General features: G+C 59.6%; 13 protein-coding genes and 1 tRNA gene. 5 read left to right on the forward strand and 9 right to left on the reverse strand.

Annotation, left to right across the window (positions count from 1 at the left end):
* Nucleotides 1-376 precede the first annotated feature (376 nt).
* From I6L36_RS09295 to I6L36_RS09310, 4 genes are all read left to right on the forward strand, one after another.
* Nucleotides 377-751 (forward strand): cytochrome b562, encoded by a 375-nt coding sequence (locus I6L36_RS09295; protein ID WP_049636098.1) that lies wholly within the window; start codon nucleotides 377-379, stop codon nucleotides 749-751.
* Nucleotides 732-1,286: a cytochrome b/b6 domain-containing protein gene (locus I6L36_RS09300; protein ID WP_010675613.1), complete on the forward strand. Its 555-nt coding sequence runs from the start codon at nucleotides 732-734 to the stop codon at nucleotides 1,284-1,286. The genes I6L36_RS09295 and I6L36_RS09300 overlap by 20 nt, the downstream gene beginning before the upstream one ends.
* A gap of 266 nt (nucleotides 1,287-1,552) precedes the next feature.
* Nucleotides 1,553-4,129, forward strand: a complete 2,577-nt coding sequence (locus I6L36_RS09305; RefSeq protein ID WP_041211072.1) for an alpha amylase C-terminal domain-containing protein — start codon at nucleotides 1,553-1,555, stop codon at nucleotides 4,127-4,129.
* A gap of 259 nt (nucleotides 4,130-4,388) precedes the next feature.
* The gene (locus tag I6L36_RS09310) at nucleotides 4,389-4,751 is read left to right on the forward strand and encodes a tetratricopeptide repeat protein (RefSeq protein WP_223933045.1); all 363 of its coding nucleotides are present in this window, start codon (nucleotides 4,389-4,391) and stop codon (nucleotides 4,749-4,751) included.
* A gap of 47 nt (nucleotides 4,752-4,798) precedes the next feature.
* Here I6L36_RS09310 and I6L36_RS09315 read toward each other — a convergent pair.
* From I6L36_RS09315 to rpsU, 5 genes are all read right to left on the reverse strand, one after another.
* Nucleotides 4,799-4,875: transfer RNA gene (locus I6L36_RS09315), tRNA-Ile, on the reverse strand.
* Nucleotides 4,876-5,069: 194 nt separating this feature from the next.
* The gene (gene rpoD, locus I6L36_RS09320; RefSeq protein ID WP_010675616.1) at nucleotides 5,070-6,926 is read right to left on the reverse strand and encodes an RNA polymerase sigma factor RpoD; all 1,857 of its coding nucleotides are present in this window, start codon (nucleotides 6,924-6,926) and stop codon (nucleotides 5,070-5,072) included.
* A gap of 222 nt (nucleotides 6,927-7,148) precedes the next feature.
* A complete protein-coding gene (dnaG, locus tag I6L36_RS09325; RefSeq protein ID WP_010675617.1) occupies nucleotides 7,149-8,936 on the reverse strand; it encodes a DNA primase in 1,788 nt (595 codons plus the stop codon).
* Between the two features lie 89 nt (nucleotides 8,937-9,025).
* The gene (locus I6L36_RS09330) at nucleotides 9,026-9,469 is read right to left on the reverse strand and encodes a GatB/YqeY domain-containing protein (RefSeq protein ID WP_109112137.1); all 444 of its coding nucleotides are present in this window, start codon (nucleotides 9,467-9,469) and stop codon (nucleotides 9,026-9,028) included.
* A 15-nt stretch (nucleotides 9,470-9,484) separates the two neighbouring features.
* A complete protein-coding gene (gene rpsU / locus I6L36_RS09335) occupies nucleotides 9,485-9,700 on the reverse strand; it encodes a 30S ribosomal protein S21 (protein ID WP_005309452.1) in 216 nt (71 codons plus the stop codon).
* A 179-nt stretch (nucleotides 9,701-9,879) separates the two neighbouring features.
* On the opposite strand from rpsU, the gene tsaD reads away from it, so the two are divergent.
* Nucleotides 9,880-10,893 (forward strand): tRNA (adenosine(37)-N6)-threonylcarbamoyltransferase complex transferase subunit TsaD, encoded by a 1,014-nt coding sequence (gene tsaD / locus I6L36_RS09340; protein WP_041213897.1) that lies wholly within the window; start codon nucleotides 9,880-9,882, stop codon nucleotides 10,891-10,893.
* Between the two features lie 73 nt (nucleotides 10,894-10,966).
* Here tsaD and rpoS read toward each other — a convergent pair whose 3' ends face one another.
* Genes rpoS through I6L36_RS09360 form a run of 4 tightly spaced genes read right to left on the reverse strand, consistent with a single transcriptional unit; the run spans nucleotide 10,967 to nucleotide 14,272 of the window.
* Complete coding sequence (rpoS, locus tag I6L36_RS09345) at nucleotides 10,967-11,950, reverse strand: RNA polymerase sigma factor RpoS (RefSeq protein ID WP_109112136.1); 984 nt, start codon at nucleotides 11,948-11,950, stop codon at nucleotides 10,967-10,969.
* Between the two features lie 46 nt (nucleotides 11,951-11,996).
* Entirely contained in the window at nucleotides 11,997-13,067 is a 1,071-nt protein-coding gene (locus I6L36_RS09350; RefSeq protein ID WP_109112135.1) for a LysM peptidoglycan-binding domain-containing protein, read from the reverse strand.
* Between the two features lie 9 nt (nucleotides 13,068-13,076).
* Nucleotides 13,077-13,658, reverse strand: coding sequence for a YqaA family protein (locus I6L36_RS09355; RefSeq protein WP_162540534.1), 582 nt, complete (start codon nucleotides 13,656-13,658; stop codon nucleotides 13,077-13,079).
* The gene (locus I6L36_RS09360; protein WP_010675623.1) at nucleotides 13,655-14,272 is read right to left on the reverse strand and encodes a protein-L-isoaspartate(D-aspartate) O-methyltransferase; all 618 of its coding nucleotides are present in this window, start codon (nucleotides 14,270-14,272) and stop codon (nucleotides 13,655-13,657) included. Before I6L36_RS09360 ends, I6L36_RS09355 begins: the two co-directional genes overlap by 4 nt.
* Nucleotide 14,273: the final 1 nt, after the last annotated feature.

Below are 14,273 nucleotides of genomic sequence, written 5' to 3' on the forward strand. Positions count from 1 at the left end.
GCGGGCCCTTTTTTTGTTGCACGGCGTCTGTACGGGCAGTGAAATCGTCCATGGGTGGTGGATTTCAGAAACAAAAACACCAGAAAAACTCACCTGACTTTAAAAAACCGATGTGTGATAAATAATGGCAGCATGATTCACTGCCTGCGAGCCCCTTCCCGGACCAGATGCGCGCCCTTGTATCCCTGCCGGAGGCGAGATCCGGTGGCCGTTCTCTTTCGGCTACATTCCCACAGCAATCCCCTGCACAATTCGTCACAATTGGTCGCACTTTCTTCATACAATGATCGCCCTTTCATGGCATCATGATGCGTGAAACCGCACTCAAATGAGTGCTATAACAACCTGCAATCTCGTCGTCTCATAAGGAAATCCCATGCTGAAAACTGTGCGTCCCCTGCTGCTGCCCCTGATGTTCGGCCTGATGGCCCTGCCTGCCATGGCCGGCGATCTGGAGCAGCCGATGAAGAAGATCGGCTTCAACTACAAGCAGGCCGTCAAGGCCGACGACGCGGCCACCATGGAGAAATACATCAAGGAGATGAAGGCCCAGCTGGACGTCGCCAAGAGCAAGAACATGCCCGCCGCCAAGAAGGAGAAGTTCCTGGAAGGCATGACCGAAGTGCAGAGCGAGCTGGATGCCAGCCTGGCAGCCCTCCAGGCCGGTGACGAAGCCAAGGCGCGCGAGCACCTGGCCAAGGTCAACGACCTGAAGAAGGAGTACCACAACTATGCCAAGCAAAAAGGCTGATCCCTTCCACTGGGATGCTCTGGTGCGCCTCACCCACTGGGGTGTGGCGGCCATCTGTATCGGCAACCTCTGGCTCAACGAGGCGGGCGAGGAGTGGCACGAGCGGATGGGATACGCCGTCATGGTGCTCATCGGCATACGCCTGCTGTGGGGGCTCACCTTCGCTCGCGGCCACGCCCGCCTGCGCGCCCTCATCCCGAGCCGGGAGGATTTTCGCCATCAGGCCGACGCCCTGCGCGAACGGACCCCGCCCACCCCGGGCCATCACGGCAGCGGCAAGCTGGCGGTCTGGGCACTCTGGCTGCTGGTACTCGCCACCGCAGGGACCGGCTGGTTCCAGAACACCGAGACCGGCTTCGATCTGGGGGCGGACGACTGGCACGAGTGGTGCACCTGGGCACTCCAGGGCATGATCGCCCTGCACCTGTGCGCCATCGCCTACACCTCCTGGCGCCAGCGCAGCAACCTGGTCACCCGCATGCTGCCAGGGCGTCGTGCCCGGGCCAGTGCCGGGCAGCAGGAACCCAACGTCTGAACGTTCACGGGGCCCTGCGGGGCCCCTGTTCATCCCCTTCGCTACCCGCTTGACGGGATCTCGCACCGATCTGCCCCCCTCTGCCCCCTCCTGCTGCCACCGAATGGCATGAAAGCATTTTCATTCACATTTCTTAATTAATTCAGCTTGTTCGATTTTCAACCACGTCGATTTCATGAATGCTACGGAGCTGAACGAGGTTGTTTGTTGTCCGTTCGACTACACGACAGTGATACGTCAATAACAAGATCGAAGGGAAAATCGTCATGCACAACACACTGTTTCGAACCGCCCTGCTGGCGGCGGCACTCGGCTCTTTCAGCCACACTGCCAGCGCCGAAGGAGTCATGGTTCACCTGTTCCAATGGAAGTTCAACGACATCGCCAACGAGTGCGAGACCGTACTCGGGCCCAAGGGGTTCGGTGGCGTCCAGATCACCCCACCCGCCGAGCACAAGCAGGGCAGCCAGGTCTGGTGGACCGTCTATCAACCGGTCAGCTTCAAGAATTTCAACAGCTTCGGCGGTAGCGAGGCAGAGCTCAGGAGCATGATCGCCCGCTGCAACGCGGCCGGGGTCAAGGTCTATGCCGACGCCGTCTTCAACCAGCTGGCATCGGGTTCGGGCACCGCCACCGGCGGCGGCAGCTACAACTCGGGGCAATACCAATATCCCCAGTTCGGCTACAACGACTTCCATCACAGCGGCGACATCACCAACTACGGTGACAGCAACAACGTCTGGAACGGCGCCCTCTACGGCATGCCGGACCTCAATACCGGCTCATCCTACGTCCAGGATCAGATCGCCACCTACATGAAGACCCTGATCGGCTGGGGCGTGGCGGGCTTTCGCATCGATGCGGCCAAGCACATGGCGCCGGCCGATGTGAAGGCCATCCTCGACAAGGCGGGCAGCCCCAGGGCCTACCTGGAGGTGATCGGCGCAGGCGGGGAGTCCCCCGACATTCAGCCGGGCCGCTACACCTATATCGACACCGTCACCGACTTCAAATACGGCACCGATCTCGCCGCCAACTTCAACGGCCAGATCAAGAACCTCAAGACCCTGGGCGAGAGCTGGGGCCTGCTCCCCTCCAACAAGGCCTTCGTCTTCGTGGTCAACCACGACCGTGAACGCGGCCACGGCGGTGGCGGCATGCTCACCTTCATGAGCGGTGCCCGCTACGAGCTGGCCAACACCTTCATGATGGCCTGGCCCTATGGCTGGAAGCAGGTGATGTCGGGCTATCGCTTTGAAAACATGGGTACCTATGAAACCGACAAGGGGGCGCCGGGCAGCACGCCCTGCACGGACAGCCAGTGGAACTGCGAACAGCGCCGACCGACCATCATGAACATGGCCCTGTTCCACAACCGGACCGAAGGCCAGCCCGTCAGCAACTGGTGGGACAACGGCAACAACCAGATAGCCTTCAGCCGCGGTGACAAGGGCTTCGTCGCCATCAACAACGAGAGCGGCAGCCTGGTGGCCTCGGTGCAGACCGGCCTGCCGGCCGGAGAGTACTGCAACCTGCTGGGGGGCAATGACTACTGCAGCGGCGGTTATGTCACCGTCGATGGCAGCGGCAAGGCCAGCCTGAACGTCCCCGGCATGAAGGCGGCCGCCATCATCGCCGGTTGCACCAAGGCCAGCCCCTGCGGCGGTTCCGTCCTGCCGGGCAACAAGTTCAGCAGCATGAACCTGCGCGGCACCCACAACGCCTGGGGCAACACCCCCATGACCGTCGATGCCAACCGTGTCTGGTCCGCCACCCTCACCCTGACCGGCAACGGTGACGCCACCGGTGCCCAGCGCTTCAAGTTCGACGTCTTCGGCAACTGGGCCGAGAACTACGGCGACAACGAAGGGGATGGCATCGCCGACAAGGGCAGCAGCAAGGATATCCTGGTCAGCGGGGCGGGCACCTACCGCATCACCCTGAGCGAGAGTGATCTGCGCTACACGGTCACCCCCCTCACCAGCAACCAGGCACCGGTCGCAGCCCTCTCCCCCAAAACCCTCAGCGTCAAGGCGGGGGAGAGCGTGGTGTTCGACGCCTCCGCTTCCAGCGATGACGGCGGCGTGGTGAGCTACAGCTGGTCCAGCGGGGGCACCGCCGCCACCGAGACCGTCCGGTTCGATACCCCGGGTACCCATACCGTGACGGTCACCGTAACCGATGCAGAAGGGTTGACCGCCAGTGCCAGCGCCACCGTGACCGTCACCGACGACAACGGCACCTACGCCAGCGTACTGCCCACCCTGAACTTCCGCGGCACCCCCAATGCCTGGGGCTCCCTTGCCATGACGCTGGTCGCCGACAATCAGTGGGAAGCCCTGGTCACCTTCGACGGTCAGACCAACCAGCGCTTCAAGTTCGACGTCAAGGGGGACTGGACCCAGAACTACGGCGACACCAACAAGGACGGCGTGGCAGAACTGACCGGCAGTGACATCCTCACCCCGGTCATCGGCCAGTACCGGGTACGTTTCAACGATCAGACCCTGCAATACAGCCTGACTCCGGTGAGCGTCACCTATGCCAAGAATGTCGCCAGCCTCAACATTCGCGGCACCACCAACAACTGGGGCACCACCCCCATGTCCCTGGTCGGGGATCACCTCTGGCAGGCCAGCGTCACCTTCACCGGCAGCGGTGATGGCAACGGCAGCCAGCGCTTCAAGTTCGACGTCAAGGGGGACTGGACCCAGAACTACGGCGACACCAACAAGGATGGCGTGGCCGAGCTGGCCGGGGCAGACATCACCACGGCAGTGGTCGGTGCCTATGTGGTGCGCTTCAACGACCAGACCCTGGCCTACAGCCTGAGCGCCCAGTAAGGCTGGACACACGCCAGGGCCATTTCGCCCCGGCGCCGAACCAGGCCTCCCGCCATCGGCGGGAGGCCTTTTACATGGCCCCATGACCCGTTCCCCGCCAGCCTGTCGGCAGGCATACTGATCCTTCATCCCCATGCAGGAGCACATATGAAACAGTTGAACACCCTCAAGGCCGAGGGAGGGATGGATCGAGGAAGCCCGTCAGCACGGTCTGCTGCAACTCATCGAGCACCCAACCCACGCCGAGCTGCATTACGAAGTGGCCGGACTGCACGACATGCTGGGGCGAGAGGCCCAGGCCATTCCCCTCTATCAGAAGGCCGTGTCGCTGGGGCTTGGCGAGTCGTCGCTGCGCGGAGCCCTGCTTGGACTTGGCAGCTCCTATCGCACCACGGGCCGTCATGCCGAGGCGCTGGCCACCTTTGACGAGGCCCTGGCCCGCTTCCCCGATGCCATGGAGTTCAAGGTGTTTCGTGCCATGACCTGCTACAACCTGGGGCGCAACAAGGAGGGGATGGAGACGCTGCTGGGGATCCTCGCGACCACCACCACGGATCCCGCCCTGCTTCCCTACCGGCGCGCCATGGCACTCTATGCCGAGGATCTGGACAGACGCTGGTGAACGCCAGAAACGAAAAAGCCGCTCAAAAGAGCGGCTTTGTCTGAAAATGGTGGCCCCTGGGGGACTTGAACCCACGACCAATCGATTATGAGTCGACTGCTCTGACCAACTGAGCTAAGGGGCCATTGATGCTGGTTAGCGGCGTGGATTATAGGGGATGGCGGATACCCCGTCCATAGTCAGATCAACCACTTGGCGAGATTTCATCCATATTCAAGCGGTTCCATGACCCCTCTTCACGCCCATGCCAGCACGGATAAAACAAAGCCCCGCATGGCGGGGCTTTTTGTTGCAATGTCAGGCTGACAGAACCCGGGACTACTCGTCCAGGAAGCTGCGCAGCACTTCCGAGCGGCTCGGATGGCGCAGTTTGCGCAGGGCCTTGGCTTCGATCTGACGGATACGCTCACGGGTGACGTCGAACTGCTTGCCCACTTCCTCGAGGGTGTGGTCGGTGTTCATGTCGATACCGAAGCGCATGCGCAGTACCTTGGCTTCCCGTGCGGTCAGCCCGGCCAGCACTTCGCGGGTCGCGTTGCGCAGGCTCTCGCTGGTGGCCGCATCCGCTGGCAGAGCCAGGGTGGTATCTTCGATGAAGTCGCCCAAGTGGGAGTCTTCGTCATCACCGATGGGCGTCTCCATGGAGATGGGCTCCTTGGCGATTTTCAGTACCTTGCGGATCTTGTCTTCCGGCATGCCCATGCGCATGGCCAGCTCTTCCGGGTTCGGTTCACGACCCATCTCCTGCAGCATCTGGCGGGAGATACGGTTGAGCTTGTTGATGGTCTCGATCATGTGCACCGGGATACGGATGGTACGGGCCTGATCCGCGATGGAGCGGGTAATGGCCTGACGGATCCACCAGGTGGCATAGGTCGAGAACTTGTAGCCGCGACGATATTCGAACTTGTCGACCGCCTTCATCAGACCGATGTTGCCCTCCTGGATCAGATCCAGGAACTGCAGACCGCGGTTGGTGTACTTCTTGGCGATGGAGATAACCAGACGCAAGTTGGCCTCGACCATCTCTTTCTTCGCACGGCGGGCTTTGGCCTCACCAATGCTCATGCGGCGGTTGATGTCCTTGATCTGGGCGATGGACAGACCGGTCTCTTCTTCGATCTGCTGCAGCTTGCCGATGGAACGCAGTACTTCTTCGTCCATCTCGAGCAGACGGGGAGACCACGCCTTGCCGGCCTGCTTCTGGTATTCGAACCAGGCAGTTTCGCACTCGTTGTTGGTGAAGGCCGCGACGAAGGTCTTCTTCGGCATCTTGGCCTGCTCAACGCAGAGCTTCATGATGATGCGTTCCTGCACGCGGACACGCTCCATCATCTCCCGCATGTTGTTGACCAGGCGATCGAACTGCTTGGGCATCAGGCGGAATTGACGGAAGACATCGGCCAGCTGGGCGATGGCATTCTGGGTGTCGTCGTGGGCACGGCCATTCTGCTGAATGGAGAGACGAGTCACCTCGTACTGGGCACGCAGTTCGCCGAATTTCTCGCGAGCGACTTCCGGATCCGGGCCACCGTCGCCGTCATCGTCGGAGTTGTCACCGTCTTCGTCTTCGTCCTCATCTTCGTCTTCGTCTTCGTCGGCGAGGTCGTCCTCGCTGAGCTCGGAGCCGATATGAGTGGCGGTCGGCGCCACGTCATCCACTTCGTTCGGATCGATGAAGCCGGAGATGATGTCGGACAGGCGAAGCTGCTCGGCTTCGTACTTGTCGTACTGTTCGAGCAGATAGGTGATGGCTTCAGGGTACTCGGCGACGGAGCTTTGTACCTGGTTGATACCGTCTTCGATCCGCTTGGCGATGTCGATCTCGCCTTCGCGGGTCAGCAGTTCGACGGTACCCATTTCCCGCATGTACATGCGGACGGGATCGGTCGTGCGACCAATCTCAGATTCAACAGATGCCAGAGCCTGGGCCGCTGCTTCGGCAGCGTCCTCATCGGCGGTACCACCTTCAGCCATGATAAGGTCATCGGCATCCGGAGCGTTTTCAACCACTTGAATGCCCATATCGTTGATCATCTGGATGATGTCTTCGATCTGGTCTGAATCGACAATGTCTTGCGGGAGGTGATCGTTCACCTCGGCATAGGTCAGGTAGCCCTGTTCTTTACCTTTGGCAACGAGGAGTTTAAGCTGAGACTGCGGGGTTTGCTCCATAGAACTCATCCGGTTGGTGTTGCTAGGTTGCGCGTACAGTGCGCTGCTGCGCAAATAGCCAATTCTAATAGAAAACCGCCAGACATGCTATGTCTGGTTGCGGCGTCGGTCATGAGAAACCCCTGCCCGCAGTGTTGTCGGGGCCAGGTGGTTATAAAGTGTTTGCTTTCAATCCCGTCGATTCGGGCAACGCTATTCATATTGGGACTGCTCACTCAAATATCAAGCCCCACTCTCATTTCTTTTCTCAATCTGCACCTCTCTGATCAGCATCATCAGCTCCTGAGTTTCCTCAGAGCTTAGCCCTTCCTGCGCCACCTTGGCCTGCAATTCTTCGATCCGTTGCTTCAGGAAAAGGTTGATGAAACCGACAAAGGTATCCTGTAATTCTCCCAAAATATCGGGCTCCTGGTCGAGCTTTACCTCTTCAAACAGGTCATGCATCGCCAGCTGGGCAAGTATTTCTCCCTCTTTTGTGCCGCGCCAATGCTCCAGCAGGATACCCGTTGTCACTCCCGGCTGGATCAGGATCTGCTGGTGCAGTTGCAGCAGGAAAGGGATCCCCTGCAGGCGCAGCCCGGCCAACTCGGGCATGGCCGGCAGCTCGGCGGTGATCGCCGGATACTGCACCATCAGGGCCAGAGCCCTGCGGATCGGCGTCAGTTTGGTCGCCTTGGGTTTGTTAACTTCCGCCTTGGGCTGGCTGTTGCGGGCAAACAGCTCGGCAATCCGCTGCTTGTTTTCTCCCCAGCGCATCATGCTGGAGAGTCGGGTAATCAACCCCTCGCGAGTGAAACCTTCCGGTACCCGACGAATCAGCTCGGCGGCCTTGTTGGCTACTTCAAACTTGCCTGCCTCACCGGAAAGAGCCGCATCGCGCCCGAGGCGTTCGAACATGAAATCCGCAAACGACTGGGCCTTGTCGAGCAGCGCTTCGAACCCCTCCTTGCCGATCTGGCGTACCAGCGAGTCGGGATCCTCGCCATCCGGCAAAAAGACGAACTTGAGTTCACGGCCGTCCTGCAGGTGGGAGAGCGCGTTATCCAGCGCCCGCCAGGCCGCTTCCCGACCAGCGTTGTCGCCGTCGTAGCAACAGACCACCTCTGCCGTGGTACGGAACAGGGTGTGGATGTGATCGCTGGTGGTCGCAGTCCCCAGTGCAGCCACCGCATAGTCGATGTCGTACTGGCCGAGCGCCACCACATCCATGTAGCCTTCCACCACAAGGATCCGGCGCGGATCCTTGTGTGCCTGCTTGACCTCATAAAGGCCGAACAGCTCTCGCCCCTTGTGGAAGATGGGGGTTTCGGGGGAGTTCAGGTACTTGGGCGTGCCATCCCCCAGCACTCGGCCACCGAAGCCGATGACCCGGCCGCGTTTGTCCCGGATCGGAAACATGATGCGATCGCGGAAACGATCGTAGCTGCCCGGGCCGCTGTCACGGGGGATCAGCATACCGCCCGAAATCAGCAGTTGTTCGTGATCCCTACTGGCGCCAAAGCGGCGACGCACCTGATCCCAGTCCCCAGGGGCATAACCGATGTTGAAGCGCTTGACCACCTCGCCAGTCAGGCCCCGGCCTTTCAGATACTCCACCGCCTGAGGCGCGTTCTTGAGATTGCTCTCGTAGAAGCGCGCAATCTGGTTCATCAGCTCGAACAGATCCTTGCTGACGGCTGGTTGGCTATGGCTTGATCCACCCGCCGTTTGCTCACGGGGGACCTGCATGCCGTGCAGGCTTGCCAGCTCTTCGATGGCATCGGGGAATTCCAGGCCGTCGTACTCCATAACAAAGCCGATAGCATTGCCGTGGGCACCACAACCGAAACAGTGATAGAACTGCTTCTCCTGGCTGACGGTAAAGGAGGGGCTTTTTTCGTTATGAAAAGGGCAGCAAGCCTGGTAGTTCTTACCGGCTTTCTTCAACCGCACACGGGAGTCGATCAACTCGACTATGTCCGTGCGTACAAGCAGATCATCGATAAAGGATTGCGGGATCCTGCCAGCCATAACCGTCCTGTTTCATTGCATAGGAAATAAAAAAGCCGCGCATTCCAATGGGAAGCACGGCTTCTTCGACCAAACAAGAGAGTTGCCTGTTACGCCAAGCGGGTTTTCACCTGAGCACTGACGGCGCCGACATCGGCACGCCCCTGAATTTTTGGCTTCAAGACAGCCATGACTTTACCCATGTCAGCCATGACGGCAGCACCACTTTCAGTGATGGCTTGCTCGATCAGGGCGGTAATTTCGTCTGCGGTCAGCTGTTGTGGCAGGAACTCCTGCAGCACAACGATCTCGGCGGACTCTTTGTCGGCGAGATCCTGGCGACCGGCAGCTTCAAACTGGCTGATGGAATCGCGACGCTGTTTGACCATTTTGGTCACGACAGCGATGATCTCTTCATCGTTGAGCTCGACACGGGTATCGACTTCACGCTGCTTGATTTCTGCCATCAACAAGCGGATAGCACCCAACCGAGGCTTGTCTTTGGCAAGCATGGCGAGCTTTTGCTGATCCTTGAGTTGATCCTTCAGAGACACGGCATGATCCCTTGATTAGTACAGGCGGATACGACGTGCGTTTTCGCGGGACAGCTTCTTGGCGTGACGCTTGACAGCGGACGCTTTGGCGCGCTTGCGAATGGTAGTCGGCTTCTCGTAGAACTCACGGCTACGAACTTCGGACAGGATACCGGCCTTTTCGCAAGAACGCTTGAAGCGACGCAGAGCAACGTCAAACGGCTCATTTTCACGGACTTTGATTACTGGCATGTGCCTTTCACCTCAGTGATAAATTGTTAGCTGACCTTCAATCGATCAGCATGTCTTAAAATGGTGCGAAATTATACTCTGGACAGGGAATGAAAGTAAACCCGCAGAGATCGCTCTGGTTTAAAAAACCCGCGAAGGTTACCATAGCCGTCTCATTTTAGCAGTGAAATTTTTTAGCAATGCGTGTATTGGGCATAGAGACATCCTGTGACGAAACCGGGATCGCGATCTTCGATGATCAAAAAGGGATCCTTTCCCACCAGTTGTACAGCCAGGTCAAGCTGCATGCGGACTACGGCGGCGTTGTTCCCGAGCTCGCCAGCCGGGACCATGTACGCAAGACGATCCCCTTGATCCAGGCCGCCTTGAAAGAGGCTGGACTTGGCAAGGATGACATCGATGGCATCGCCTATACCGCGGGGCCAGGTCTGGTTGGTGCCATCCTGGTCGGGGCGACCATAGGCCGCTCGTTGGCCATGGCATGGGACAAGCCGGCCATCGCCGTACACCACATGGAAGGCCACCTGCTGGCCCCCATGCTGGAAGAGAAGGCCCCCGAGTTCCCCTTCGTGGCGCTCTTGGTTTCCGGCGGCCACTCCATGCTGGTCCGGGTCGACGGTATCGGCAGCTATCAGCTGCTGGGCGAATCGATCGACGATGCCGCCGGTGAGGCGTTCGACAAGACCGCCAAGCTGATGGGTCTGGACTACCCCGGTGGTCCGCTGCTCTCCCGGCTGGCAGAAAAGGGCACCACTGGACGCTTTACCTTCCCGCGTCCCATGACCGACCGTCCCGGGCTCGACATGAGCTTCTCCGGCCTCAAGACCTTTGCCGCCAATACCATAGCAGCCAATGGCGACGACGAGCAGACCCGTGCCGACATCGCACGGGCGTTTGAGGATGCGGTGGTCGACACCCTGGCCATCAAGTGCCGCCGTGCCCTGAAAGAGACCGGTCTCAATCGTCTGGTCGTGGCAGGCGGCGTCAGTGCCAACCGTCATCTGCGCGCCCAGCTGGCCGAGCTGATGGAGAGCCTCAAAGGTGAAGTCTTCTACCCGCGCACCGAATACTGCACCGACAACGGCGCCATGATCGCCTATGCCGGCATGCAACGCCTGAAGGCGGGAGTCTTCGAACCCCTCGTCGTCAAGGCCGTGCCGCGCTGGCCGCTGGATACCCTGGATCCGGTGTGATCCTGACGATCCACGACAAAAAGAAAGGGGCCTGCGGCCCCTTTTTCATCTTGGTGACGGTATTCATACCCGTTTAGTTGGTACGGAACAGCGCCTCAATGGAAAGCCCCTGCCCCAGCAGGATTTCCCGCAGACGGCGCAACCCTTCCACCTGGATCTGACGCACCCGCTCACGGGTCAAACCAATCTCGGCGCCCACGTCTTCCAGGGTGGCTGGTTCATAGCCGAGCAGGCCGAAACGGCGGGCCAGCACTTCACGCTGCTTGGGATTCAGCTCCTCCAGCCAGTGCACTATGCTGCTGCGCATGTCATCTTCCTGGGACTCCAGCTCGGGTCCCATGCCGCGCTCGTCGGAAAGTACGTCCAGCAGCGCCTTGTCGCGATCGCCACCGATGGGAGTATCCACCGAGGTGATCTTCTCGTTGAGCTTGAGCATGCGATTCACATCGTCCACAGAGCGATCCAGTGCAGAGGCGATATCCTCGGCGGTCGGCTCATGGTCGAGACGATGGGAAAGCTCGCGCGCAGTGCGCAGATAGACGTTCAGCTCCTTGACCACATGGATGGGCAGACGAATGGTACGGGTCTGGTTCATGATGGCCCGCTCTATGGTCTGGCGGATCCACCAGGTGGCATAGGTAGAGAAACGGAAACCGCGCTCGGGGTCGAACTTCTCGACGGCGCGGATAAGGCCGAGGTTGCCCTCTTCGATGAGATCCAGCAGCACCAGGCCGCGGTTGTTGTAGCGCCGGGCAATCTTGACCACCAGGCGCAGGTTGGATTCGATCATGCGCTTGCGCGCCGCTTTGTCGCCACGCAGGGCACGGCGGGCGTAGTAGACTTCCTCTTCGGCCGTGAGCAAGGGGGAGAAGCCTATCTCCCCCAGATAGAGCTGGGTGGCGTCCATTACCTTGTTCAGCTCTGGCGCCATCAGTTCATCGGAAATGATCTCTTCGGCTTCGGCCGCCACTTCCTGAACCTCTTCTTCCTCCTGAACCTCCAGCTCCTCGTCGAACTCTAACTCTGCATCCTGCATTACCAGTTGTTCTTGGCTCATGATATCTCTCCCTGACCTACACCAGAGTAAGACTCAGCTCTCTGAGTTAACGCTTTGGCAAATAGCCCATCGGGTTGATCGACTTGCCTTTGTACCGGATTTCAAAGTGCAAGCGCACATCCGGCGCATCCGTGCTACCCATATTGGCGATAACCGCTCCGCCCTTCACGGTGTCTCCCTCCTTGACCCTCAACTCATCGTTGTGAGCGTAGGCGGAGAGGTAGTCATCGTTGTGCTTGAGAATTATCAGCTTGCCATAACCTCGCAGTGCACTGCCCGCATAGACCACTTTGCCGCTGCTCGCAGCGTAAATGGGTTGGCCCTTCTGGCCGGAAATGTCGATGCCCTTGTTGCCTTGTTCCGCAACGGAGAAGCCTTCAACGATCCGCCCTTTGGTCGGCCAATGCCAGGAGAGTGTTGACGAGGAACTGACGGTTTTTTGTTCTTTCGCCTGAGCGTATGCTGTTGACGAGGCAGGAGCAATCGTTTTCTGAGCAATAAATGGTGTGGTCGTACCTGCCGGAGCCGTGGCCAGGGGTTTGGGCCCCGTGCTGGTCACAACCGGTGTGGTTGCTGCCACCATCTGACCACCCGAGGAACCCGCGCCCCCCACATTGAGCACCTGACCCACGTGCAATGCATAAGGAGCCTGAAGGTTGTTGCGCTGGGCCAAGGCCTGGTTGGAAAGACCAAACTGGCGACCGATGCTGCTCAAGGTATCGCCACGGCGCACTTCGTAACTGCCAGACCCCGTCACGCTGCCACGACTGACAGGGCTGCCGACGGTTGCCACCGCCATGGGGACGGAAGCGCCATCGAGCCTGAGCTGCTGGCCGGGATAAATGTTATAGGGGGGAGTGATGCCATTGATGCTGATAAGCGAAGCCACATCCATGCCAGAACGAAATGCAATGGAATAGAGAGTGTCTCCTTTGACCACGGTGTACCCGTTGCCTGCAATGCCGGGCTTAGTCATACCTTGACGCACGGGGATGGTCGAAGCGACCTGATCATTGCCCAGGCTGTGCACCGGAGCCGCAGTCTTGCTGGAGGAACAGGCAAGCAGCAGCCATGACAACACGACGACACCGCTACCTTGCCAAACACGCGAACACATAGTGGATCCTTAACGACTAAACCAGAAATAGGCCGCAACGGCCAAACCAATACAGAGCCAGCCCAGCACATCCACATAGTGCATCAGCTGGCGCTCCATCTTCTCGCCGCCCCAGCGCATCAGACCTGCAACCAGGAAGAAGCGCATGCCACGACCGATCAGCGAGGTCAGGATGAAAGGCAACAGTGCCATGTGGAGCAAGCCAGCCGTGACGGTAAACACCTTGTAGGGGATCGGCGTGAAGCTGGCAATAAAAATAACCCAGATGCCCCACTGCGCGAACCACTGCTCGGCCAGGGCAATCTTGTCCTCATAGCCAACCGAGGTCACCAGCGGCTGCACCACTGGCTCCCACAGGGCATAGCCGAGCAGATAACCAAACAGGGCGCCCAGCACCGAAAAGAGAGTGGCCAGCGCGGCATAGTGCCAGGCGCGATGAGGTTTGCCGAGCGCCATGGGCGCCAGCATCACATCCACCGGGATGGGCCAGAAGATGGATTCAATAAAGGCGGTGATGGCCAGATACCAGGGGGCATACTTGTGGCGTGCCCACTGCATCACCAGAACATAAAGGCGGGAAAACAACTTCACTCGACATCTCCGTCAATCAGGGGAACGAAACGTACCGGCTCCAGGATCCGGCTGGTGAGCTGGGAGCCCGATCGCTCGATGAGCTGCAGGGTCTGCTGGCCATCACCCACCGGCAAGACCAGACGACCACCATCAGCCAGCTGATCGGTCAGGGCCTTGGGGACCTCACTGGCCGCCGCCGTCACCAGAATGGCGTCGAAAGGGCCCTTGTTGGGCCAACCTAGCCACCCATTGCCGTGCTTGGCCGACACATTGTGCAGATCGAGCTGGCGCAATCTGCGCCGGGCCTGAAACTGCAGCGACTTGATCCGCTCCATGGTGTAGACATGCTCCACTAGGTGGGCCAGTACCGCCGTCTGGTAGCCCGATCCCGTCCCGATCTCCAGCACATGGGCCGGATCGTTCTGGATCAGCAGCTCGGTCATGCGCGCCACGATGTAAGGCTGGGAGATGGTCTGCCCATGGCCGATGGGCAGGGCCGTATTGTCCCAGGCCTTGTGGGCCATGGCCTCGTCCACAAACAGCTGGCGCGGCACCTTCGCGATCGCCGCCAATACGCGGAAATCGCGGACATCCTGGGCAATCAGTTGATTCAACAGGCGCTGTACTATCACA

The organism is Aeromonas sp. FDAARGOS 1406 (genome assembly GCF_019048565.1).
Classification (GTDB): domain Bacteria; phylum Pseudomonadota; class Gammaproteobacteria; order Enterobacterales; family Aeromonadaceae; genus Aeromonas; species Aeromonas caviae.